Annotated in this window: 23 protein-coding genes; 18 read left to right on the forward strand and 5 right to left on the reverse strand. The window is 28.5% G+C overall.

The annotated features are described in order from the left end of the window. Positions 1-196: 196 nt before the first annotated feature. Both gpmA and M9400_RS02530 read left to right on the forward strand, forming a co-directional pair. Positions 197-898: a 2,3-diphosphoglycerate-dependent phosphoglycerate mutase gene (gene gpmA, locus M9400_RS02525; protein WP_250232283.1), complete on the forward strand. Its 702-nt coding sequence runs from the start codon at positions 197-199 to the stop codon at positions 896-898. Between the two features lie 247 nt (positions 899-1,145). Then, positions 1,146-1,856, forward strand: a complete 711-nt coding sequence (locus M9400_RS02530) for a Bax inhibitor-1/YccA family protein (RefSeq protein WP_250232284.1) — start codon at positions 1,146-1,148, stop codon at positions 1,854-1,856. A 98-nt stretch (positions 1,857-1,954) separates the two neighbouring features. Here the strand turns inward: M9400_RS02530 and ychF are convergent, their stop codons facing one another. The 5 genes from ychF to lolB form a co-directional block, all read right to left on the reverse strand. Next, complete coding sequence (gene ychF / locus M9400_RS02535; RefSeq protein ID WP_250232285.1) at positions 1,955-3,031, reverse strand: redox-regulated ATPase YchF; 1,077 nt, start codon at positions 3,029-3,031, stop codon at positions 1,955-1,957. An 88-nt stretch (positions 3,032-3,119) separates the two neighbouring features. Continuing rightward, the gene (gene pth / locus M9400_RS02540) at positions 3,120-3,710 is read right to left on the reverse strand and encodes an aminoacyl-tRNA hydrolase (RefSeq protein ID WP_250232286.1); all 591 of its coding nucleotides are present in this window, start codon (positions 3,708-3,710) and stop codon (positions 3,120-3,122) included. Positions 3,711-3,922: 212 nt separating this feature from the next. Beyond that, positions 3,923-4,861 (reverse strand): ribose-phosphate pyrophosphokinase, encoded by a 939-nt coding sequence (locus tag M9400_RS02545; protein WP_250232287.1) that lies wholly within the window; start codon positions 4,859-4,861, stop codon positions 3,923-3,925. A gap of 94 nt (positions 4,862-4,955) precedes the next feature. Continuing rightward, positions 4,956-5,828 (reverse strand): 4-(cytidine 5'-diphospho)-2-C-methyl-D-erythritol kinase, encoded by an 873-nt coding sequence (gene ispE, locus M9400_RS02550; RefSeq protein ID WP_250232288.1) that lies wholly within the window; start codon positions 5,826-5,828, stop codon positions 4,956-4,958. Beyond that, positions 5,825-6,445, reverse strand: a complete 621-nt coding sequence (gene lolB / locus M9400_RS02555; RefSeq protein ID WP_250232289.1) for a lipoprotein insertase outer membrane protein LolB — start codon at positions 6,443-6,445, stop codon at positions 5,825-5,827. The genes ispE and lolB overlap by 4 nt, the downstream gene beginning before the upstream one ends. Before the next feature lie 695 nt (positions 6,446-7,140). Here lolB and prfA point away from each other — a divergent pair. The 16 genes from prfA to M9400_RS02635 all read left to right on the forward strand — a co-directional run bounded on the left by prfA (position 7,141) and on the right by M9400_RS02635 (position 25,689). Then, entirely contained in the window at positions 7,141-8,226 is a 1,086-nt protein-coding gene (prfA, locus tag M9400_RS02560; RefSeq protein WP_250232290.1) for a peptide chain release factor 1, read from the forward strand. Continuing rightward, positions 8,223-9,059: a peptide chain release factor N(5)-glutamine methyltransferase gene (prmC, locus tag M9400_RS02565; RefSeq protein ID WP_250232291.1), complete on the forward strand. Its 837-nt coding sequence runs from the start codon at positions 8,223-8,225 to the stop codon at positions 9,057-9,059. The genes prfA and prmC overlap by 4 nt, the downstream gene beginning before the upstream one ends. A gap of 188 nt (positions 9,060-9,247) precedes the next feature. After that, positions 9,248-10,081, forward strand: coding sequence for a 3-deoxy-8-phosphooctulonate synthase (gene kdsA / locus M9400_RS02570; protein WP_250232292.1), 834 nt, complete (start codon positions 9,248-9,250; stop codon positions 10,079-10,081). Between the two features lie 1,337 nt (positions 10,082-11,418). After that, positions 11,419-13,353: a threonine--tRNA ligase gene (thrS, locus tag M9400_RS02575; RefSeq protein ID WP_250232293.1), complete on the forward strand. Its 1,935-nt coding sequence runs from the start codon at positions 11,419-11,421 to the stop codon at positions 13,351-13,353. 3 nt (positions 13,354-13,356) lie between these two features. Continuing rightward, a complete protein-coding gene (infC, locus tag M9400_RS02580) occupies positions 13,357-13,899 on the forward strand; it encodes a translation initiation factor IF-3 (RefSeq protein WP_250232709.1) in 543 nt (180 codons plus the stop codon). 93 nt (positions 13,900-13,992) lie between these two features. Further along, entirely contained in the window at positions 13,993-14,190 is a 198-nt protein-coding gene (gene rpmI / locus M9400_RS02585; protein WP_250232294.1) for a 50S ribosomal protein L35, read from the forward strand. Between the two features lie 79 nt (positions 14,191-14,269). Beyond that, entirely contained in the window at positions 14,270-14,617 is a 348-nt protein-coding gene (gene rplT / locus M9400_RS02590; RefSeq protein ID WP_250232295.1) for a 50S ribosomal protein L20, read from the forward strand. 247 nt (positions 14,618-14,864) lie between these two features. After that, the gene (pheS, locus tag M9400_RS02595; RefSeq protein ID WP_250232296.1) at positions 14,865-15,857 is read left to right on the forward strand and encodes a phenylalanine--tRNA ligase subunit alpha; all 993 of its coding nucleotides are present in this window, start codon (positions 14,865-14,867) and stop codon (positions 15,855-15,857) included. Between the two features lie 15 nt (positions 15,858-15,872). Next, positions 15,873-18,263, forward strand: coding sequence for a phenylalanine--tRNA ligase subunit beta (gene pheT, locus M9400_RS02600; RefSeq protein WP_250232297.1), 2,391 nt, complete (start codon positions 15,873-15,875; stop codon positions 18,261-18,263). 364 nt (positions 18,264-18,627) lie between these two features. Then, entirely contained in the window at positions 18,628-19,644 is a 1,017-nt protein-coding gene (locus tag M9400_RS02605; RefSeq protein ID WP_250232298.1) for a lipoate--protein ligase, read from the forward strand. Between the two features lie 410 nt (positions 19,645-20,054). Beyond that, entirely contained in the window at positions 20,055-20,435 is a 381-nt protein-coding gene (sufA, locus tag M9400_RS02610; protein ID WP_250232299.1) for a Fe-S cluster assembly scaffold SufA, read from the forward strand. 14 nt (positions 20,436-20,449) lie between these two features. Then, positions 20,450-21,946: a Fe-S cluster assembly protein SufB gene (gene sufB, locus M9400_RS02615; RefSeq protein ID WP_250232300.1), complete on the forward strand. Its 1,497-nt coding sequence runs from the start codon at positions 20,450-20,452 to the stop codon at positions 21,944-21,946. A gap of 52 nt (positions 21,947-21,998) precedes the next feature. Continuing rightward, positions 21,999-22,736 (forward strand): Fe-S cluster assembly ATPase SufC, encoded by a 738-nt coding sequence (gene sufC / locus M9400_RS02620; protein ID WP_250232301.1) that lies wholly within the window; start codon positions 21,999-22,001, stop codon positions 22,734-22,736. Beyond that, positions 22,720-24,009 carry a Fe-S cluster assembly protein SufD gene (gene sufD / locus M9400_RS02625; protein ID WP_250232302.1) on the forward strand — a complete coding sequence of 430 codons (1,290 nt, stop codon included), beginning with the start codon at positions 22,720-22,722 and terminating at the stop codon, positions 24,007-24,009. Before sufC ends, sufD begins: the two co-directional genes overlap by 17 nt. Then, positions 24,006-25,235, forward strand: coding sequence for a cysteine desulfurase (locus tag M9400_RS02630; protein WP_250232303.1), 1,230 nt, complete (start codon positions 24,006-24,008; stop codon positions 25,233-25,235). The genes sufD and M9400_RS02630 overlap by 4 nt, the downstream gene beginning before the upstream one ends. A 91-nt stretch (positions 25,236-25,326) precedes the next feature. Further along, a complete protein-coding gene (locus tag M9400_RS02635; RefSeq protein WP_250232304.1) occupies positions 25,327-25,689 on the forward strand; it encodes a SufE family protein in 363 nt (120 codons plus the stop codon). The last annotated feature ends 37 nt before the right edge of the window (positions 25,690-25,726 follow it).

A 25,726-nucleotide genomic window follows, 5' to 3' on the forward strand; every position in this document is an offset into this window, starting at 1 on the left:
ATATAATTTAGCGAAAAAATTACTATTTCTAACTATTATAAAAAAATTATTAATATGTAGGTATATTAATATATATTAAGTAACTTAATTATTAAAAATAATCTCAATATTACACATATTAATAATATAGCCAATCTAAAACAAGCGGTATATAATTTGTTTATATATTTATAAGTAAAAATAAGAGAATAAAATTATGAATATGACTAAACTTGTTATTATAAGACATGGAGAAAGTCAATGGAACAAAGAAAATCGATTTACTGGATGGGTTGATATAGATTTATCAGATAAAGGACGTGCTGAAGCACAATGCGCTGGTCAAACATTAAAAAAAAATGGATTTTTTTTTAATTGTGGGTACACTTCAGTATTAAAACGAGCAATTCACACTCTATGGATCATACTAGATCAACTAAATCAAGCATGGTTACCAATTGAAAAATCTTGGAGACTAAATGAACGACATTATGGAGCACTGCAAGGATTGAACAAAGATGAAGCCGTAAAAAAATACGGTTATGAAACTATTCAAAAATGGCGTCGTAGTTTTTATGCTGTTCCCCCAAATATTTGTGAGAATAATCAATTTATTGCAACAAATGACAACCGTTACCATAATATAGATACTAACGAATTATCTAAAGGTGAAAGTTTAGAGCTAACTTTAAATAGAGTAATTCCGTACTGGAACAACCATATAGTTCCTCATATTAAAAATAACAAAAATCTTATTATTGTTGCCCATGGCAATTCTATACGCGCTATCATAAAATTTTTAAATAACTTAAACGAATCAGAAATATTTCAAATTAATGTACCAACTGGCGTTCCATTAATATATGAATTCGATAAAGATGTAAATCTCATGCAATATTATTATTTAAATAATTATTAAATAATAATATTGAATATACATTGATCTTAATTAAACAAATATGCTATACTGCATCTAGTGTTCATTAGAGACAAACTAATCACAATAACATCCATACTTTTCAGATATAGGTATTATTGTGTATGAGATTTAATTTTTAATTCGTTTTTAAAATCATGTACTGCAACATTTTGTTGCTCACATGATTCACTTGCGATATACTTTAAAAAAGTATTCTATATTTCAATTATTTCTGAAGGTGATAAGTATGGATCGATTTACCCGTTTTCAAAATACAGTATCAGAACGAGCTAATAACGTAATACAACCATACATCGCGCAAGTTTTTGGTTGGATGTCTTGTGGATTACTGTTAACTGCTTTTGTTGCTTGGTACGCTTCTAGGACTCCAGCAATACTGCAATTACTTTTTTCTAATCAAATAGTATTTTTCGGTTTAGTTATTGGTCAGTTAGCATTAGTATTCGTTCTATCTGGCATGGTGGCACGATTAAATGGTTCTCTAGCAACTACATTATTTATGCTATATTCCATGTTAACAGGATTAACTTTATCTAGTATATTTATACTATATACTACTTCTTCTATATCTAGCGCATTCGTGGTAACATCTGGTATGTTCGGTATTATGACGTTGTATGGGTATACTACTAAGCGAGATTTAAGCAGTTTTAGTAATTTATTCTTCATGGCATTAATTGGAATAATACTAGCTTCAATAGTTAACATATGGTTAAAAAATACAGCTTTAATGTGGTTAATTACGTATGTTGGAGTTATAATTTTCGTTGGTTTAACCGCATACGATACTCAAAAACTAAAATCTATAGGAGCCTCTTTATCTATAGATGATCAAGATCAGTTTCGTAAATACTCAATTATAGGTGCTTTGACTTTATACTTAGATTTCATTAATTTATTTTTAATGATAGTTCGTATTTTTGGAAATAGACGTTAATTCTAGAATATGTATTGGCACATTTTCATTTAAATAAGCTATGATCATAGCTTATTTAAATTAAAATGTGCCAATACATATTCTTACTATACATCACATTAAGTCTTAAACAAAAACTTTAATATATCCCCATCCTCTACACGATAATCCTTCCCTTCATAATATATTTTACCACCTCTCTTTACTCCTAATTCTCCGTTATAAAGAATAAAATCATTAAACTTAATAACTCGAGCACGGATAAAACCCTTTTTAAAATCACTATGTACCATTTTGGCTGCTTCCAACGCGGTAGTTCCAATAACACATATCCAAGCCCGTGTCACATTTAAATTAATAGTAAAAAAAGTACACAAATTCAACACAGAAAAAATAGTATTATTTATATCATGTAATACACTTTCTTTCCGTTCCATAGTAACTCTAGTGCCGTTATTCTTATTTTTTAATAAAGGCAACATTGCACAACATGAAACTAATGGTGCTTGTTCATTAGATGCTAATGCATGTAGTCTATTTAAATAAATATTATTTATGACAGATTTTTCATCAATATTAGCAATGTAAATAATTGGCTTAATAGTTAAAAAATTAAATCTTTCAATATTTATTCTTTCTATATTAGAAAACTGTATTTTTCTTAAAAAAACCCCATTATATAAACACTCCAAACATTTTTTTAATAAAAATAACTGTTGTTTATTACTAACATCAATAATCTTACGTTTTTTTTGTAAAGCACAAATACTTTGTTCACACTGAAAAATATCAAATAATATCAATTCAGTGTTAACAACACTAACATCTCTACAAGGATCTATATCATTAAAAACATGAATAATTTGATTATTATCAAAACAACGTACCACATGACACAACACTTTTGTTACACGAATATGATTTAAAACTTGAATACCCATTCCATGCCCTTGAGCAGCCCCTTTTATTAAACCGGCAACGTCTATAAATCTCATTGTCCCATGTACTGTTTTATGTGATGGAAAAATATCTGTTAACTGACATATACGTAAGTCAGGTATATAAACTATAGATATATTAGGTTGAATAGTACAAAAAGGGAAATTGGCCACTTTAGCAGATACATGAGTTAATAAACTAAATAATGTAGACTTACCTACATTAGGTAATCCAATTATACTGCAATCAATTTGCATGATACCTTAACAATTAAAATTAAATAAAATAAAATACCATTATCAATATTTTATAAAAAATTAATAAAACTTCCTAAATAAATATCCCTTAAACATTAGGCTTATAAGAATGCAATTGATTCATAACTTTAACAAAGTTTTTAGCCACTATATTCTCAGTATATAGTATTACTTCATTAATTACGTTATCAATTCTAAGTTTCTCATAAATAGATGGCTTATTTAAAACAAAATTAATCACCTTACTTTTTTCACCAGGATGACCTATACCAATACGTAATCTATAAAAATTAAATTGATTATTCAATCTAACAACAATATCTCTTAATCCATTATGACTATCATTAATTTTTTTACCCAATTTAATACGTATTACACCTGGCGGTAAATCAAGATCATCATGTGCTATCAATATTTCTTCTACATGTAACTGATAAAAATCAACGAATTTAGATATTGCAAGCCCATTGTTATTCATATATGAGTCTGGTATTAATAAATACACAACATTATTTTCTAGCGCTAACTTCCCGACATACCCACATAACATATCACTTTTACTTAACATTACTCTATATTTTTTAGCTAACAGCTCAACGTATTTAGAACCAAAATTATGCCTAGTATTAAAATAACGCGCCCCAACATTACCCAAACCAGCAATAAGCTTAATAGCCATCTTTCTCGCACAAATTATTATGTAATCTTATCAATTAAAATTTATTCAACATTGTTATGAAATTACTAACACAATTATTAATTAAAATATAAATATATTCTTAAATCAATTTTACACATCCTGTTACTAAAAGATTAACTAACTTCCTATAGTGATTATTTTAAAATACTAACAGAATACACCAAAGTGAAAATATATAATGAAAAATTCATTTAATGTTCAAACATAGCAGAAATAGATTCCTCATTACTAATACGACGAATTGTTTCAGCAAGCATACCAGACAAAGTTAATGCACGCACATTAGGTAAAGATTTTATTTTTGGTTTTAATGGAATAGTATCGCAAACTATAATCTCATCGATCATAGAATTTTGAATATTCTCATAAGCATTACCGGAAAAAATTGGATGAGTAGTATAAGCAAACACTCGGCATGCTCCTTTTTCTTTCAAAACATCTGCAGCTTTACATAATGTTCCGCCAGTATCAATCATATCGTCTACTAATATGCAATCACGATTACATACATCTCCAATAACATGCATAATTTGAGAAATATTAGCGCGAGATCTTCGTTTATCTATAATTGCCATATCAGTATCATTAAGTAATTTTGCAATAGCGCGAGCACGTATCACTCCTCCAATATCTGGAGATACTACGATCGGATTATTAAAATTTTGTTGCATCATATCTTCTAATAAAATTGGACTTCCAAAAACGTTATCTACTGGTACATCAAAAAATCCTTGTATTTGTTCAGCATGTAGATCTACTGTCAAAATACGATCTACTCCTACGCTAGATAAAAAATTTGCTACAACTCTAGAAGTAATAGGCACCCTAGAAGAACGAACTCTTCGATCTTGGCGAGCATAACCAAAATAAGGAATTACGGCAGTAATCCTAGCAGCCGATGCACGTCTTAATGCGTCTACCATAACAATCAATTCCATTAAATTATCATTTGTTGGAGCACAAGTAGATTGAATAATAAACACATCGCCCCCACGTACATTCTCATTAATTTGTACACTTACCTCACCATCACTAAAACGGCCAACAGAAGCCTTTCCAAGATTAGTGTATAATCTATTAGCAATGCATCGAGCTAACTCTGGAATAGCATTTCCAGTAAAAAGTTTCATATCAAAAACATCTCATAGTTTCATTTTCAATGATATCACTAATGCCTCAGGATATATAATAATATATATAACAACATTTATTAGCGTAATAAAATTATAATACTAATGTATTATATTTTAATAATTTTTGATGTAACGGAGACAAATTTACGCCTCGTGTCACAATACTTTTTATCCATGATGGCAAATAACTTTGAACTTGATAAGCAAGATATTCGGTATTAAATTCAGAAAAAATACAAGAACCTGTTCCCGTAAGTCGCGTAGATGCATACTGTGACAAATACTTAAAATATACCTTTGTTTCAGGAAATATCTCTTTTACAATTTCTTCCAAATCATTACTAAAAGACATAGATAATAACTCTCGTATCGAACGATATGGAGAATAAAAACGATTTTTTAATTTATACATTTTAAAAACCCACGAAGTATTAATACTAATCGGTGGTATCACAAGAAGATACCACTTCTCAGGTATAAAAACTGGTGTAAACACATCACCAACTCCTTCAGCAAACGCTGAATATCCATATATAAACACTGGTACATCAGATCCCAACATCAAACCCAAACGCATTAAAATATTTTTATTCAAATAACAACGCCATTGCTGATTAAGTATCATTAACACAGTTGCGGCATTAGAAGAAGCGCCGCCTAAACCAGAACCAATAGGTAACACCTTATTAAGAAAAATATCCGCACCAAGCACTGATTTTTTATCAGGACAACAATAATGTTGTAACAACTTTGCCGCTCGCACAACTAAGTTATCACGGTGCATTACACCATCCATCTTAGTAAACAATCTAACTCTACCACTGTCTGTTACCAATACTTCGATACTATCACCATAATCAATAAATTGAAACAAAGTCTGCAAGTAATGGTAATTATCTGCACGATACCCGGTAATATATAAAAATAAATTAAGTTTTCCTGGAGATGGCCATTGATAATTCATTGTATATTCCAGTTATTTATTATTAATCTGACAGAATATTGGTCATAATATATATCTAAAACTTTAGGTAAAATTGGTATGCTATTAGCATAATAATGACGATAATATATAGAAATGTTTTTGTTATTATAATAATAATTTATATGGGATAAACAACCGATAGAATTTAAATTATATTCCGCATCGCTATTAGGCAACCCGATAATCCATTGTTGTAATTGTTCTAAAAAATAACTAACATCCATCATAAACCATTTTTGAACTTCATTTTTTAAATCATCATTTTTACGAGATATATTGTTCCAGATAGAAACAACTCCGTTTTCTACAGATATGGAAATTATAGTTAATCCAAAAACATTAAATAACTTTATGTGACAATTATCATTATCTTGAGTCCAAATAAACGGAACATACACCTTTCTTTGATTATTAATCATATAAATAATAGCACCTTGTGCTTGATAATTAAGTATGTTAGATATTGATGCCTTATGATTGTTCCACATATACGCTACTAATTTGTCTTCATGTAAACTAAAATTCTGATGATGAATACAAGAAACACAAATAAAAACAGCTGTTCCAAATAATCTAAAACATATATGTCGATACATTTAAATATTAGCTTTAAAAAAGTTTTTATATAAAATACAGATTTTATTTATTGCGTTTATATCAATGCTATATTTTTCATACAATCATCTATCTATTCTTCACAAATAAAATTTTTAATGATATCAGATATTAATTTAATCTAATTAATATTAGAACAAATTTTTAATAATAACATACGATATATAACTAATTTATTTAATTTTTAAATTTCAATATTTTATTTATTGAAGATGTACTACAACATGCTACATAACATCAATTTTATTATAAAATACTGATAATAATGAAATATTTAAATTAAATAATAAAACTTACACTATTTTTAATAATTTTAAAATATATACATACACACAAGTACAATCTTTAATAAAAATATTTTGTAGACATCTAAATAAATATAGATTCAATTGCTATATATATATCTAACAACAAAAATTTTTAAATTATTTTTTATACACAGAATATATATGATATCATTCCATTGTATTAATGATTTTAATACTATTCATAATAAACATACGATAGCTATTCAGATTTATATCTAAATATAACTAAGATACAATTTATCTCGCAAAAATATGGTCACAAAATATTATTTAAAAAACTAATATAAATTTCAATTATACTGATAACTATTAGTATCAATAATTTTTATATAAACAAAAATATATATATCACTATAATATAAATATGTATGAATTCTGCCATTACTAAGAAACTAGTAGTATTACAAGAACGTTTTAATATACTGGAAAAATTACTCAATGAACCTGATATTATTTGCAATAAAAAACGTTTTTGTGTTCTATCTAAGGAACATGCACGGTTGTCTGAAATAGTTATTTGTTTTAAACGTTGGTTAAATATTCAACAAGAAATAACTAACATAAAAGAAATGCTTACGGATACAGATATGCATGATATTGCTCAAGATGAATTAAAAGAATTTTATTTAGATCAATATAATCTTGAGCAAAATCTAAAAATACTATTGTTACCAATAGACCCAAATGACAAATTAGGTTGTTTTATAGAATTGCGAGCTGGCACTGGTGGGAAAGAAGCAGCAATTTTTGCGGGAGAATTATTCCGAATGTATGCTCGTTATTCCGAGGTACGTCGATGGAAAATAGAAATTATCAATGCTACTTATGGCGAATACGGAGGTTATAAAGAAATAATTGCCAAGATTCCTGACAAAGGCACATATGGACAATTAAAATTTGAATCTGGAGGGCATCGTGTACAAAGAATACCTCACACTGAATCTCAAGGTAGAATTCATACTTCCACTTGCACGATAGCGGTAATTCCAATAATACCAAATATTGAACTTCCTGGTATTAATCCTCATGACTTAAGAATTGATACTTTTCGATCATCAGGTGCAGGAGGACAACATGTAAATACCACTGATTCAGCAATTCGCGTTACCCATATACCAAGCGGATTAGTCGTAGAATGCCAGGATGAACGATCGCAACATAAAAATAAAGCTAAAGCATTATCTGTGCTGACTTCTAGATTACATGCTATTGAAATGAAACGTCGACAAAAAGAAGTATCGTGCACCCGCCGTAATCTACTAGGTACTGGAGATCGATCTGATCGTATTCGTACATATAATTTCCAACAAGGTCGTATTACCGATCATCGTATTTCTTTCACATCATATAAACTAAATGATATAATGAACGGAAATTTAGATATTTTAATGCAGTCGATCTTTGATAAGCATCAAGCCAATCAACTTGATAAACTATTAGAGCCAGAAAAATGACATGGGAGCAATGGTTATATTGGGCTAGTTTAAATCTAAAGAGATCTATGAGTCCAAAGAGAGATGCTGAAATTATTTTATCAAAAGTCACAAATAAATCTCGTGCCCAATTGTTGGCATTTGGAGAGACATTATTAAAATATGATACCATCATACAACTAAAATCATTAATTTATCGCAGAAAAAAAGGAGAACCCATAGCTTATATAATTGGTTCAAAAGAATTTTGGTCCTTAGATTTTAAGGTAGTTCCAGGTGTATTTATTCCCAGATCGGACACTGAATGCTTAGTAGAGCACGCGCTTAACTTACTATATAAACCTAGATTAAATGTTTTAGACCTAGGCACTGGAGTAGGTACAATAGCTTTAACTCTCTCATCAGAAAGACCAAATTGGAATATTACAGGGGTAGATTGCCAGAATCAGGCGTTACTTATTGCTCGCCAAAATAAAATTTCTTTCAATTTAAAAAACGTAAAATTTTTATATGGAAATTGGTTTAAACATTTAGTGGGGAAAAAATTTAATCTTATTGTCAGTAATCCACCATATATTGATAAACATGATTCATGTCTACAAATTAGTGACATGAATTTTGAACCTAAAAATGCATTAATATCAGGACAATCAGGGTTGGCAGATTTAACTGTAATTTGTAAACTTTCTACTCAACATCTGCACCAAAATGGATGGCTATTTTTAGAACATGGCTGGAATCAAGGAAGATATATGCGCGCATTATTTTATAAATTTGGATTTACTCATATTCATACAATACGTGATTATCATAATTATGAACGAGTAACATTTGGAAAATGGATTTCTCATTAAATATTTTATTTGACATACATATCCTACTTGTTACGATAATATAATTTTAAATAATTAAATTTAAAAATAAGTAAAGACAAATTATTTAAATTAAAAAATAAAATATGTAAATGTATAATAGAGCATATTTAATTTAAAATCTAATTAGTACTGCACATGTGAAATAAAAACATTTGGAAATGTAATACATGCAACAATTAACAGTTGACATCATCGATATAAAAGTAGCAAATAATTTACCGTTAGTACTATTTGGCGGAATGAACGTTTTAGAGTCACGAGACATAGTGATGAAAGTTTGCGAACATTATGTTAACGTAACTCAAAAATTAAATATACCCCATATATTTAAAGCATCTTTCGACAAAGCAAACCGTTCATCGATTGACTCATATCGTGGCCCAGGACTAGAGAAAGGTTTGTGCTTACTTCAGGAATTAAAAAAAGTGTTCGGAGTTAAGCTTATGACTGACGTACATGAAATTAATCAAGTAAATATTGCGTCAGAAGTAGTAGATGTATTACAAATCCCAGCGTTTTTAGCTCGTCAAACAGACTTAATTGAATCTGTAGCAAAAACTGGAATGGCAATTAACATAAAAAAACCACAATATATGAGTCCAACACAAATAGTACATGTTGTTAATAAATGTCGTTCATTTAAAAATAACAAAATCATTTTATGTGAACGAGGTACTTCTTTTGGCTATGATAACTTAATAGTAGATACGTTAGGATTTAATATAATGAATCATATTTCTAAAGGTTGTCCAATAATAGTAGATGTTACACATTCCTTACAAACACGTGATCCTTTAAGTCCTACTTCTGGAGGAAGGAATACACAGATTTACGACATAGCTAGAGCCAGCACTGCAGTAGGTATCGCCGGACTATTTCTTGAAGCACACCCAAACCCAAATTGTTCCAAATGTGATGGACCATCTGCATTACCCTTAAATAAGCTAGAACATTTTTTAAAACAAATGAAAGCTATCGATGAACTAATAAAATCCTTTTAGGAGTTATATATATTATATTAAATAATAACGAACAGACAACATTCTTTAAATTAAAAATTCATTGAAATCCATTTTATTTCAATCTAATTGAAAATACTTGAATATCAAAAGCGACAACACCATAATAATTATTTATACAAGACAACAAACAATACCATAGTTCAATATAATTCAAACAAACACTCAACATCTTTGAAATTAAATTTTAAATATCTAAATAAATAACAAATGTAAAAAATAGTTATAAAATAATAATTAATTTAAGCCACCTAAATTAGTGTAAAAAATAAAATCCATTAAAATTAATATTAATAAATGTTCAATAATTTTTCTAATATTATTTAAATAAATTTATTATTATTGTACATGTTTTAAATTTTTATTAATTTCAACAAATACTACAACAGATATATTTTATATAATATAAAACGTTTATAACACTAAAAATTACTATATTAGTTATATTAATTAATATTACATGATATTATTTGAAATAAAAAATTAAAACAAAAATATAATAAAAATTATATTACATATTCATATATTAAAATAAAAAACAAATATATACTCACACTTTCTTTTTGTATACGAAAAAATAAACTGCAATTTTAAATATAACAACATCAATTACTATAAATATTATTATACTTATAAATTCTACTGTATTCTATTATCAAATTATTCAAAATTTGCACATTTTTATATCCAATAAAAATTTCAGTCAAGAATTATAGACTTTAAAAAATTAAATTTAGTTAACAATTAATTATTAAAATTGACGATGATTTAAATAAAAATAAACAACTCCTATACACTCACAAAGTAATAAAAAAATCATAAAAATTATTTTAAATACATCAGTTTAACAAACAATTACAATATTGCTTAATAATAATTACTAATATAAAACAAAACATAATACAGCCTCGAATATTTATCCGAATATCTTCTATTATAAAATAAAAGTGATATTAATATCATTTTTATTAATCAATTTTCAAACAATATTAATTAAATTAAACATAATTTTTATATTTATATTTCTTACTCATAATAATAATATGCTAGAATTATTTAGCTTTGTATTAAAAACATATAATAAAAATTATTATAATAATAAATAAAATCTGCAATCTTATGCAAGATTTTCAATTATTTAACTTATCATAAATATGGTCTATATATAAATAAAAACAAAGATATGATAAGATTGTAATACTTGATGGTTCTACATTATAAAATGATATACGATGAAAAACTAAAGAATACACTTAAAAATTTAATATCTTATACGATAAAAAAAAGTATAAGATATTAACAATATAAGGGAATCATCAATGCTTGTAATCATTTTAAATAACGGAAATAAATATCAATATAATTATCCAGTATCTCCTTTACAAATTGCTAAAGATACGGATTCAGCATTGTCTAAAAATTGCGTAGCTGCACGAGTCAATGGCAAACTTATTGACGTTATAGATTTAATATATCACGATGCAACATTAGAATTTATCAACTCAGAAGGAAATATAGGATTAAATATAATTCGACATTCTTGCACGCATTTATTAGGACATGCTATCAAACAATTATGGCCTGCAGCTAAAATGGCGCTCGGTCCAGTAATAAGTACAGGATTTTATTATGATGTAGATCTGGATTATCGTCTTACTAACAATGACCTAATCACTCTAGAAAAACATATGATTCTTCTCGCTAATAAAAATTACAATATTACAAAAAAAAGCGTTACTTGGAAACAAGCCAAAGAAATTTTCTTATCCCTGGGAGAAAAATACAAAGTATCTATTCTCAACGAAAATATTAACCCGACTGAGCATATTGGATTATATTATCATGAAGAATATGTAGATATGTGTCGCGGACCACATGTACCTAATATTAGTTTTTGTAGAAACTTTAAATTATATAAGATTTCTACATCTTATTGGCGCGGAAATAATAAAAATAAAAAATTACAACGTATCTATGGTTTTACTTGGAGTAACGAACAACGATTCAGAATGCCAAAACACAATACATTACACGACCCTATTAAGCAACATGACCACCGTAACCTTGCTAAACAATTACATCTATATCACACGCAAAAGGATGCTTCCGGAATGATATTTTGGCATGAAAATGGATGGATTTTGTTACAAGAATTAAAAAAAATTATACGAACACAACTTAAAACATATAAATACCAAGAAGTTAAAAGTCCCATTATGATCGATCATGCATTATGGAAAAAAACAGGCCATTGGGATAATTATCATGAACACATATTTACTACTTCTTCAGAAAATCACGAGTATTGTATTAAACCAATGAATTGCCCAGGACATATTCAAATTTTTAATCAAGACATTAGATCTTATAAAGACTTACCTTATCGTATTGCTGAATTTGGAAATTGCCACAGAAATGAACCATCTGGATCCTTACATGGATTGATGAGAACACGAGAATTCACTCAAGACGACGGTCATATTTTTTGTGCAAAAACACAAATATTCGATGAATTAAACCACTGTATTAAAATGATGTATGATGTATACAATACATTCGGATTTAAAACAATTTTAGTAAAACTATCCACTCGTCCAAAAAAACGGATTGGAACAGATTCAGTATGGGATACAGCGGAACAACATTTATCTACCGCACTTCAGCATAATAATATCTCATTTCAATATCAACCTAATGATGGCGCGTTTTATGGCCCTAAAATAGAATTTATTTTACTTGATTCTTTTAATAGAGCTTGGCAATGTGGTACAATACAGCTAGATTTTTCTTTACCAAACTTACTAAACGCGCGTTATATTGATCATAAAAATAATCGCGTAGCTCCCGTAATGATTCATAGAGCAATCCTTGGTTCCATGGAACGATTTGTTGGTTTAATTACAGAAGAATACGCGGGCTTTTTTCCAACATGGCTAGCTCCAACACAAGTTGTCCTGATGAACGTCACTAGTAAACAATCTGAGTATGTTTCTATATTAGAAAAAAAACTGACAAATAAACAAATAAGAACAAAAGTAGACTTGAGAAATGAAAAAATAGGATTTAAAATTCGCTATTACACTTTACAACGTGTGCCTTATATGCTGATTTGTGGTAATAAAGAAATGAATCAAAATACAGTAGCCATACGTACTTATCGTGGTAAAAAATTAGATAACTGTAACATTGATATATTTATAAAAAAATTACTATATGAAATTAAAAATTACAGTTTTCATCAAATGGAGGAATAACATATTCTTAAATCAGGAAAAAAAATACAATCAATACGATTGAATCGTATTAATAGAGAAATTAGTGCTCACAAGGTTCGTTTGACCGGAATAGACGGAAAACAAATTGGTGTAGTTAGTTTACATGAAGCACTTAAACAATCTGAAGACATCGGTCTTGATTTAGTTGAAGTTAGTCCTAATTCTGACCCACCTGTATGTAGAATTATGAACTATGGTAAATTTATATATGAAAAAAATAAATCTACAAAAGAACAAAAGAAAAAGCAAAAAGTGATTCATGTTAAAGAAATAAAATTCAGACCAGTTACTGATGAAGGAGATTATCAAATTAAATTACGTAATTTAATCAAATTTCTCAAAGAAGGAAACAAAGTAAAGATAACTTTACGCTTTAGAGGAGGAGAATTAATCCACCATCAACTTGGTACAAAAATGTTACACCGTATACGTAATGAATTAAATGAATTAACAACAGTAGAATTTTTATCCAATAAAATTGAAGGGCGTCAAATGACCATGATTTTAAATCCTAAAAAGAAATAATAAGCCACGAAAATCAAAAATTGAATAATAATAATATTATTATATATATTAGTGTTCAAAACATACAATTAAAAAGATTATCGAGACTGATTTATGCCTAAAATTAAAACACTTCAAGCAGCTAGTAAACGATTTAAAACAACAGCTTTAGGGAAATATAAATATAAACACGCTCATATGCGACATATTTTAACTAAAAAATCTACTAAACATAAACGCCATTTACGTCAGAAATCTATACTCTCTAAAATTTATCTAGCTACAATTATGAGATGTTTACCATATATATAGGACAATCCAATTTGACTTATTATTAAGATTATTTTAAACATCATACCACATTATCTGCATTATTAGGAGAATAGTACATATGACGCGCGTAAAAAATAGTGTAGTGGCACGTGCTCGCCATAAAAAGATCTTAAAACAAGCAGCAGGTTACTATGGCGCTAGATCTCGTACTTATCGTGTTGCCTATCAATCAGTCATAAAATCTGGGCAATATTCCTATCGGGATCGTCGTCGGAAGAAACGTTTATTTCGCAGATTATGGATCAATCGCATCAATGCTGCATCGCGAACATGTGGTATTTCTTATAATTATTTAATAAATGGATTGCACAAATCTAATGTTTATATTAACAGAAAAATACTTGCTGAAATAGCTATTTGCGATAAAGAAACCTTTTCTATTTTAGTCGAAAAGGCAAAAATTTGATTAATAACATTTGTATCCCATTACAGGGTAAATACAAAAAATTTTAATTAAACATTATATTCTAAATATTTCATTCAATAGTAATTTTTTAAAAAATTCAAATAAAAACTAGCATTAATAAATGATTATACACAAATGTAGTTTCCTTAAATTTCGCTTTATACACAATCATGTATTACACATGACAGTAATTAAATTTAATTATAAATAGTGAATATATAATTAATAATGACGCAAGGATTTATATATGTCATTAGATCTGATACACAAACTAGTGATGCAAGCACGATCAGATATAATACAATCTAATAGCATAAATACTTTAGAATCGATACGTATTAAATTTTTAGGTAAAAAGGGATATTTGAATCAACAAATTAAAACCCTTAATAATTATTCATTAGATATACGACCTAAATTAGGCGCAGCTATTAATCAAGCAAAAAAAGATATATACACATTATTCATTGAACAACAAAATATTTTAAAATCAAAAAATATAAAAAAAACCTTAATTACTGATACGTTAGATGTTACTTTACCAGGACGCCTATCAGATATAGGAACACATCACCCAATAACAAGCACCATAAAACGTATGAAGCTTTTTTTTAACGCTTTAGGATTTGCTATAACACACGGACCAGAAATTGACGATAATTATTTTAATTTTGATGCATTAAATATTCCCGCGCACCACCCTTCCCGAGATGAACACGACACCTTTTGGTTTGATGAAAAAAGATTACTTCGCACACATACCTCTGGTATTCAAATACGTGCCATGGCTAACAAAACTCCTCCAATGCGGATTATTTCTTTTGGACGAGTATATCGTAAAGATTATGATCAAAACCACACACCTATGTTTCATCAAATGGAAGGTTTCATGGTAGATTACAACATTAATTTATGTCACCTGAAAAAAATATTATATGACTTTTTATATAATTTTTTCGAAGAGAAAATTTCTTTACGTTTCAGACCATCTTATTTTCCATTTACAGAACCATCTGCAGAAATAGATGTAATAGAACAAAAAACGGGAAATTGGTTAGAACTGTTAGGATGTGGTATGATACATCCTAATATATTGCACCAAGCAAATATTAATACAAAAAAGTTTTCAGGATTCGCCTTCGGAATAGGAATAGAACGACTAACAATGTTGCTTTACAATATTAACGACATACGAATTTTTTTTAAAAATGATTTACAATTCCTTAATCAATTTCAGTAACATAGAGATATTAAAATGAAATTTAGTGAGATGTGGATACGAGAATGGACAAACCCATCCATTAGTAGCATCGAATTATCTGATCAATTAACTATGGCTGGATTTAAAGTTAATGAAGTAAAACCTGTTTCTAATATTTTTCATGGAGTAGTTATTGGTGAAATTATAGAATGTAAAATACATCCAAACTTCAACAATGTATGGATAACAAAAGTAAATCACGGTAGTAATAAATTATTGAATATCGTTTGTAATGCTGCTAATTGTCGTAAAAATATCCGAACAGTTGTTGCTAATATAGGATCAATATTACCAAATGGACGCAAAATTAAACTAACTGTTATACGAGGACAACAATCAGAAGGCATACTTTGTACTTTTTCAGAACTAGGAATAATCAATCAAACAGTAGGTATAATTGAACTACCTACGGATGCCCCTATTGGGCAAGACTTTTATAATTATTTGAACCTTAATGATAATATCTTTGAAATAAATATTACTCCTAATAGAGGAGATTGTTTTAATATAATCGGAATTTCTAGAGAAATAGCAGCTATCAATAATCTGAAATTAAAAAAAATAAAAATAAATTCAATTACACCGACAATCAACGAAACCATTCCAGTTTCTATTGAAGTTCCTGATGCATGCCCACAATTTCTAGGAAGAATTTTAAAAAACATTCATATTACTGTTCCTACACCCTTATGGATATCAGAAAGACTACGTCGTTGCGGAATCTGTTCAGTAAATGTAGTTATTGATATTGCCAATTATGTGTTACTAGAACTGGGACATCCAGTTTATATTATTGATTACGAAAAAATTGAAGGAAATATAATACACATACGGCTTTCCCAAATCGGGGAAATATTAAAACTCTCAAATAACAATAATTTAAAATTATTGCCCAATACAATAGTAATCTCTGATGTCAGAAAGCCATTATCAATAGCCGGGATAACTATTCCTAATCAATATTGCGTTTGTTCCAACACCCGTCATATCATGTTACAATCTGCTTTTTTTAATCCATCTATTATCGCAAATCAATCCAAATTATACCATACACATGATCTTTTTTCTTTTCGTTATACAAGAGGAGTAGATCCAAGCATATCTAAATTGGCTTTAGATCGCGTTACATCATTATTATTAAAAATTTGTGGTGGTTACCCCGGTCCAATAATAAGCATGATCAATAATGATATATTACCAAAACCAACCAATATTATATTACATCGTACTAAATTAGACAAAATTATTGGGTTTAATATCTTAGACAAAGAAATCGCGCATATTTTAACACGACTTGGATTTAAAACTAAATTTTTAAATAATAACTGGAAGGTACTGACGCCATCTTGGCGTTTTGATATTTCTATAGAAGAAAACGTAATAGCAGAAATAATACGTATTAATGGATACAACAACATCCCTCATGTTTTTATTTCTACAAAATTAACAACAAATTATAACCACACATCAACTATATCATTATCAAGGGTAAAAAATCTATTAATAGATCGTGGTTATCAAGAAATAATAACATATAGTTTTGTGGATCCTAACATTCAAAAATTATTGCACCCACAACAAACGCCATTAATTTTAAAAAATCCAATTACATTAGATATGTCTACCATGAGGCTATCTTTATGGCCAGGACTAATCAAATCAGTGATTTATAATCAAAATAGACAAAAAAAACAAATTAAATTATTTGAAACTGGCATGTGTTTTATTCCAGAAAAAACTGCTGAAAACCAAGTACATCAAAATTTTATGATATCTGGAATACGATCTGGTTTTAGATTTAATGAACATTGGGATTTAACAGAACATCCAGTAGATTTTTATGATATAAAAGGAGATGTAGAATCATTACTAAATATAACCAACAAATTAAATCATGTAAAATTTAAAAAATACACACATCCTGCATTACATTCTGGACAAAGCGCAGCGATTTATTTAAATAATATATGTATTGGATATATTGGAATGATTCATCCTGTTATACAAACGAAATTAAATTTACGACTACACACATTGGTCTTTGAACTGTCATGGAATATAATTTCTCAATCCACATTGTCTAAAATTACCACCATTTCTAAATTTCCGAAAAATTACCGTGATATTTCTATAATAGTACCAGATAATATTTCTGCAGAATCTGTTATTACTGAATGTAAAAAAATTACTCATAAAGATCAATTAGTTGAAATCAAGTTATCTGATGTCTACAGGGGTCAAGGTATACCAAAAGGTTTCAAAAGTTTTACTATTAAATTATGTTTACAAAGTAAAACCCACACTTTAAAAGAAAAAGAAATTTCTGATATTGTTAATCAATGCTCAACAATTTTAATAAAACGTTTTCATGGTGCCTTAAGATAATAACAAATATTATCTTATATCAAAACCATTGAAATATTACTAACAGAACATTAAATACATAAAATAGAATTAAAAAATTACTTTAAATAAATTGAATAAAAACAAGCATATATGTTTTTAATTTTTAATTTACATAATTTTTTTACAAAATAAAAAGTTTCATATAACTATTTAAGTAATAATATTAAATTTATATAAAATTAAAAACATATATAAAAATTATTTCCAGCACTGATAATTTAATTAAAAATTTAAAAAACTTACTATTATCAGTAATAATATAGTATATCTATTTAAATGTACGTATATGTATGGATATATAAAAATTATATATCAGATATTAAATACCGACAAAGGAAGATTTATGTGTTGTTTAAGATTATTGTTTTCTAACTCTTATGATCCATGGTTTAATTTATCACTTGAAGAATATATGTTTCAAAACATACCTAAAAAACAATCCATACTATTTTTATGGAGAAATCAAAACACAGTGGTAATAGGACGAGCTCAAAATGCATGGAAAGAATGTAACACTCGCCGTATGGAACGAGATGGAATTAAATTAGCTAGAAGAAGTAGCGGAGGGGGGGCTGTATTTCATGACTTAGGCAATACTTGTTTTACCTTTATATCTACTCAGGAACATTATAACAAAAACTTATCCACTAATATAGTTTTAAATGGATTGAGTCGTATTGGAATTAAAGCCATCTTCTCTGGAAGAAATGATCTTGTCATCAATACAACAGAAGGAGAACGTAAAATTAGTGGTTCTGCATATCGTAAAACACCTAGATGTCAATTTCATCACGGAACATTGCTCTTACACGTTGATATTGATAAACTTACTTATTATCTTAATCCAGATCTCAAAAAGTTAAAGACTAAAGGCATTTCCTCTGTTCGCTCTCGTGTTGCTAATTTAAATACATTAAAACCTGATATTAATCATGAAGAAGTATGTCAAGGATTAACAGAAGCATTTTTTGAACATTACAGAATGAGAGTAACACCAGAAATATTCTCTATAGAGAATGCTTATCATATGCCAGGATTTTCTGATCAATTCAACAAACAACGCGATTGGAACTGGAATTTTGGCAATACTCCTATATTTACACATCAGCTAGACACCCAGTTTGATTGGGGTAATGTAACATTATATTTTAATATAAAACGCGGAATAATTGATTATTGTCACATTTTTACCGATTGTTTAGAACCAGACCCTTTAGAAATGTTAGAAAAAAAATTAGTGGGCATACCATATAACACCACAAGTATTTCATATTGTTGCGAACAATGGATCAAGAACTGGCCTCAACATAAAAAAGAATTGCTAGAAGCTTCTGATTGGTTAATCAACAATATATCATAATTTATTACTAATTTTATGTTGATCTTAATTACTAATGATATATTCATTTAATTTTTTAATATGATTACATATATAGGTTTACGCCTACTGATTATAATGAATCGTATATAATATAATTTCATTAATCTTAAAAAAGAGACCATACATACGATATATATTAATAACATGGCTTCTAAAATAAATTATATTTACTGTTCAAAAGCATAAAAATTAATTTTGAAACATTAATTAAAAAATTAAACCTATGCTGTTTACAGAAATTATGCTATATGATGACATAATACAGTACATAAATAAATCATATAAAATATGAAAATATTTTACGAATATAAATATTTAATACAGCAAAAATAATTAAAATATTTACTTTAATAAAAATATTACATAATAAATTTAACAGGTAATTTATAATGAAAAATGATATCAAAAAAAATACACATTATATACTTAAAAACCATGTTTCTTGGAATGGTCTAACCTTAACAGATGCAGCAGTACAACAAATTCTTAATATAAAAAATAAAGATCCTGATATTTTAGGATTAAAAGTAAGCATAAAAAAATCAGGGTGCGCGGGCTTTACATACATTATGTCTAAAGTTGTATCATTAAATGATAATAATCTAATATTTGAACGTAACGGAGCTAAATTATTTATACCATTAGATATAATGCCATTTATTGATGGAACTGAATTAGATTATGTAGAAGACGGATTAAATCATATATTTAAATTTAATAATCCTCAAGCTCAATATTCCTGTGGATGCGGTGAAAGTTTTGGAATTTAAAAACAGGTATTATTATGGTACGCAATAATTTTAACATACACGATATTGATAAAAATTTAACTAAAAAAAATGAGTCGTATTATAAAGAAGGTTTTTTTACTAAACTAAGCAATGAAGAACTAAAAAAAGGTATTAATGAAAATGTAGTATATGCTATTTCAAAAAAAAGATCAGAACCAAAATGGATGTTAGAATTTAGACTTGCAGGTTATCATGCCTGGTCTAATATGAAAGAACCACATTGGTTAAAAGGACATTATCAAAAACTTGACTATAATTCTTACAGTTATTTTTCTGCTCCAGCATGTGTCGAAAACAAAAAAAATCACAAAACCCAAAAAAATGCAAATACTACCTTAAATAAATCAAAATACTTAACTAAAGAAGTAAAGAAAACTTTTAATAAACTAGGTATACCAACACATGACAAGGGAAACGTAGCAGTTGACGCTATTTTTGATTCAGTTTCTGTGTCTACTACATTCCATACTACTTTATTAAAAAAAGGCATTATTTTCTGCTCATTTTCAGACGCCATTCGCGATTATCCAGATTTAGTACGTCAATATTTAGGAACTGTAGTATCTTTTAAAGATAATTTTTTTGCTGCACTCAACGCTGCAGTTGTATCTGATGGTACGTTCGTATACATTCCTAAAAATGTACGTTGCCCTATGGAATTATCAACTTATTTTCGTATGAATTCTAAAAAAACTGGACAATTTGAACGCACTATTTTGATTGCCGATACAGGCAGTTATGTTAGCTACATTGAAGGATGTTCAGCTCCAATACACGATAGTTATCAACTGCACGCAGCAGTTGTAGAAGTTATCGTACTAAAAGACGCCCAAGTAAAATATTCAACAGTACAAAACTGGTTTTCTGGTAATCAACATTCTCAAGGTGGAATTTTCAACTTCGTTACTAAACGAGCGCTATGTGCCGGAGAAAATTCTAAAATGTCTTGGACTCAATCTGAGTCTGGTTCTGCTATTACTTGGAAATACCCAAGTGTAATCTTAAAAGGAAACAATTCTATTGGAGAATTTTTTTCCGTTGCTATTACTAATGGCATACAACAAGCAGATACTGGAACAAAAATGATTCACATTGGAAATGATACACACTCAACCATTATTTCAAAAGGAATTGCTCTTGGAAATAGTCAAAATACTTATAGGGGATTAGTAAAAATTGCGAAAACTGCTTCAAATTCACGTAATTTTACGCAATGCGATTCAATGTTAATAGGTAAACAATGTAGTTCTCATACATTTCCAATCATCGAATCACATAATAATAATACACAACTAGAACACGAAGCTACAACTTCACGAATCAGTGATAATCAACTGTTTTATTGTAGACAACGAGGTATTAATGAAGATGATGCTATCTCTATGATTGTAAATGGATTTTGCAAAGACATACTTTCTAAATTACCTTTAGAATTTTCTATAGAAGCACAAAAATTGCTAGCAATTACTCTAGAACACAGTGTTGGATAACATTTGTATTTTAAGTATCGTAAAATATAGTCATTCAAAAAGGAGAATCACAATGTTATCAATAAAAAATTTGAATGTCAGTGTACAAGATATATCTATTTTAAAAGGACTAAATCTAGAAATTAATCCAGGTGAAATACACATTATTATGGGTCCTAATGGATCTGGGAAAAGCACATTATCTGCTACACTATCTGGTCAACAAGATTATATTGTTACTGATGGGGAAATTTTATTTAAAAATAAAAATTTGTTGCTTCTAAAACCAGAAGAACGTGCCGGTGAAGGAATTTTTGTAGCATTTCAACACCCAGTAGATATTCCAGGAATCAGTAACCAATTATTTTTACACAGTGCTGTTAATGCCATACGGAAATACAGGAATCAATCTCTTATTGATCGATTTGATTTTATCCAACTCGTTCAAAAAAATATGAGATTATTAGAAATGCCCTCTGATCTTTTGACTAGATCAGTAAACGTCGGATTTTCTGGAGGTGAAAAAAAACGCAATGATATCCTGCAAATGATAATGCTAGAACCATTACTATGTATTCTTGATGAAACAGATTCTGGTTTAGATATAGATGCGGTAAAAATTGTTTACAACGGTCTTAATATGTTAAGTAATAAGAAACGTTCATTCATCATCATCACGCATTACCAAAGAATTTTAGAATACATTAAACCAGATTATGTTCATGTACTACACAAGGGCCATATTATAAGATCTGGTCATGTCGATTTAGTCAAAAAACTCGAGGAAAAAGGCTATGGCTGGTTATCTTGATAATAAAAATCGAGTATTAAACGAATGGTACCAATTATTTAAACAAAAAAATAGTAGTAATTCAAGCCTGATACATAAGCGTTGGAAACACATTGAAACACTCGGATTGCCAGACCTAAAAAATGATAATTGGAAATATACTTCTCTTGAAGAATTTTTAACCCACAATTTTGATTTCTCAAGAAATATTGAATTTAACGAATTTCAATATAAAAAACTAGGACTTTCTATAGATTCCTATTGTCTAACATTTATCAACGGTAAATTCTCGCCAGAATTAAGTGATAAAAATATTGATCCATGGATAATTAAAATCAATCGTAATCCCAATTATTATGAAATACCTAATCCAATTCAACCGGAAATGTTCTTATATTTAACTGAATGCCTCAGCGATGCAACAATACATATAACTTTACCTGCACAAAAAATAACAAAAAAACCACTATATTTGCTATATATAAATGAAGGATCTAATGAAAAAAATAAATTAATTACATCGCATTATTATCATTATCTTGAAATCGGTTGCCACTCCAATACCTGTGTTATAGAACATTTTATGAATATAAATAAAAATGCACACTTTAGTGGTGCACGTATGTCTATGAAAATAGAAAATAACGCTAAATTACGTCATATTAAATTAGTATTTGAAAATAATGAAAGTTACCATATAGCACATAATGATATTAACGTAGGACAGTATTCAAATGTAGACAGTAGTATCTTTGTTATTCTTGGCCCTAAACTTACATGTCATCAAACTAGCGCTCAGATCAATTACTCGGGAGCATCTTTGTCACTAAATAGTTTAATTTTACTATCAAAAAAAGATATCGGAGATATACGAACTTATTTAGAACATAACAATCAAGAATACGCTATAAGCAGACAAATACATAAAATAATTGCATGTGATTGTAGTACTGGCGTATTTAATGGATTAATAAAAGTAAATCCAAATTCTATGAAAACTGACGGAAAAATGACGAACAATAACTTACTATTGCACCAAGATGCAAACATTAGCAGCACTCCTAAACTTGAAATTTACTCTGATGATGTAAAATGCAGTCATGGATCAACAATAGGACAAATTAATGCTGAACATCTATTTTATCTGAGCACACGAGGTATTCCAAAAAAAGATGCATTAAAAATGCTTATTTACGCTTTTTCTGTCGAAATTATAGGATCCATTGAAAATCCTATAGTGCGAGATACCGTTTTGGAAAGAATTAACAAAGCTTTATCAAGGATCACAACATGACAATGTATCCTATAGAAAAAATTAGATCAGATTTTCCTATATTAAATCGTATTATAAATCAACATCCTCTTATTTATCTTGATAGCGCCGCAGCTGCTCAAAAACCCAATATTGTTATAAACGCGCAAGCTCATTATTATCGCAATGAATATGCTGCCGCACATCGAGGCACTCACACGTTAAGTACTGAATCAACTGATCAAATGGAAATAGCACGCTTACATATAGCTAATTTTATTAATGCATCTAGAGAAGAAATTGTTTTTGTTAAAAATACTACTGAAGCTATTAACTTAATTGCCAATAGTTGGGGTCATAATTTTACAAATTACGGAGATAATATTATTTTGAGTGAAATGGAACATCATTCCAATATCGTTCCATGGCAAATATTAGCAAAAAACAAAAAAATAATACTGCGTTATATACCATTAACTCCCAACGGTACATTAGATATATCCAGCTTATCAAAGCTGATTGATCATCGTACTCAACTCTTATCAATATCACATATGTCTAATGTTTTAGGAACTATTAATCCGTTAATAGAAATAAGTAATATAGTGAGGGAAAAAAGCGATGCTTTAATACTAATAGATGGTGCACAAGGAATTGCGCACCAACCAGTAGATGTACAGAAATTAAATTGTGATTTTTATGTATTTTCTGGGCATAAAATATATGGACCTTCCGGTATTGGTGTCATGTATGGCAAAAAAGAACTACTTCAAAAAATGCCTCCATGGATAGTAGGAGGGGGGATAGTTCAAAATGTAAGTTTAATTCAAGATACAACGTTTATAGAGTCTCCTTGGAAATTTGAATCAGGTTCTCCTAACGTTGGTGGTATAGTAGGATTAGATAATGCAATAGCATATATCAAAACAATAGGTACTGACAAAATTTATACGTATGAAGACCAACTAACACATTATGCTACAAATGTACTACAAAACATTCCAGGTTTAACACTATACGGCCCAAGAAATATGAGAAGTAGCGTTATTTCCTTTAATATAGATACACACCATTCATACGATATTGGAATGTTATTAAATCAATACGGTATTGCCATACGAACAGGCCATCATTGTGCGATACCTACTATGAATTATTTTAAAGTACCAGGTATGTGCCGCGCATCATTTGCTATGTATACAAGTAAAAAAGATATCGATCGCTTAGCGCACGGATTAACTAAAGTACAATATTTACTTAATCAATAACAATTATACTAAAACAAAAATGATAAATTTACCAACAAAATCACAATTACTACGAAATTTTCTAAGTTGTACCAATTGGGAAGAAAGATATATGTATATAATCGATCTAGGAAAGTTATTACCTGAATTTCCAAAAAATATGCGAATAAAAAAATATTTAATTTCTGGATGCCAAAGTCAAACATGGATCGCTTTAACTAACTCTATAATTCCCAGTAATAATTTAATAATACTACACGGATATAGCGATTCTTCTATTGTCAAAGGAATTATCACCATAATTTTCAGTTTATACCAAGGATTAAGTTTACAAGAAGCTGTTAACGTTGATATTAAACCATTTTTAATAAATCAATTACAACTAAAACAAAACTTAACTATATCTCGATCCCAAGGAATATACTTAATATTAAATTCCATACACTCTCAAGCTCATGCTTTATATAAACTATAATTCTTATATTCTACATACATTAATAAAATTATAATTA

Origin of the sequence: Blochmannia endosymbiont of Camponotus sp. (assembly GCF_023586085.1) — a bacterium.
Classification (GTDB): domain Bacteria; phylum Pseudomonadota; class Gammaproteobacteria; order Enterobacterales; family Enterobacteriaceae; genus Blochmanniella.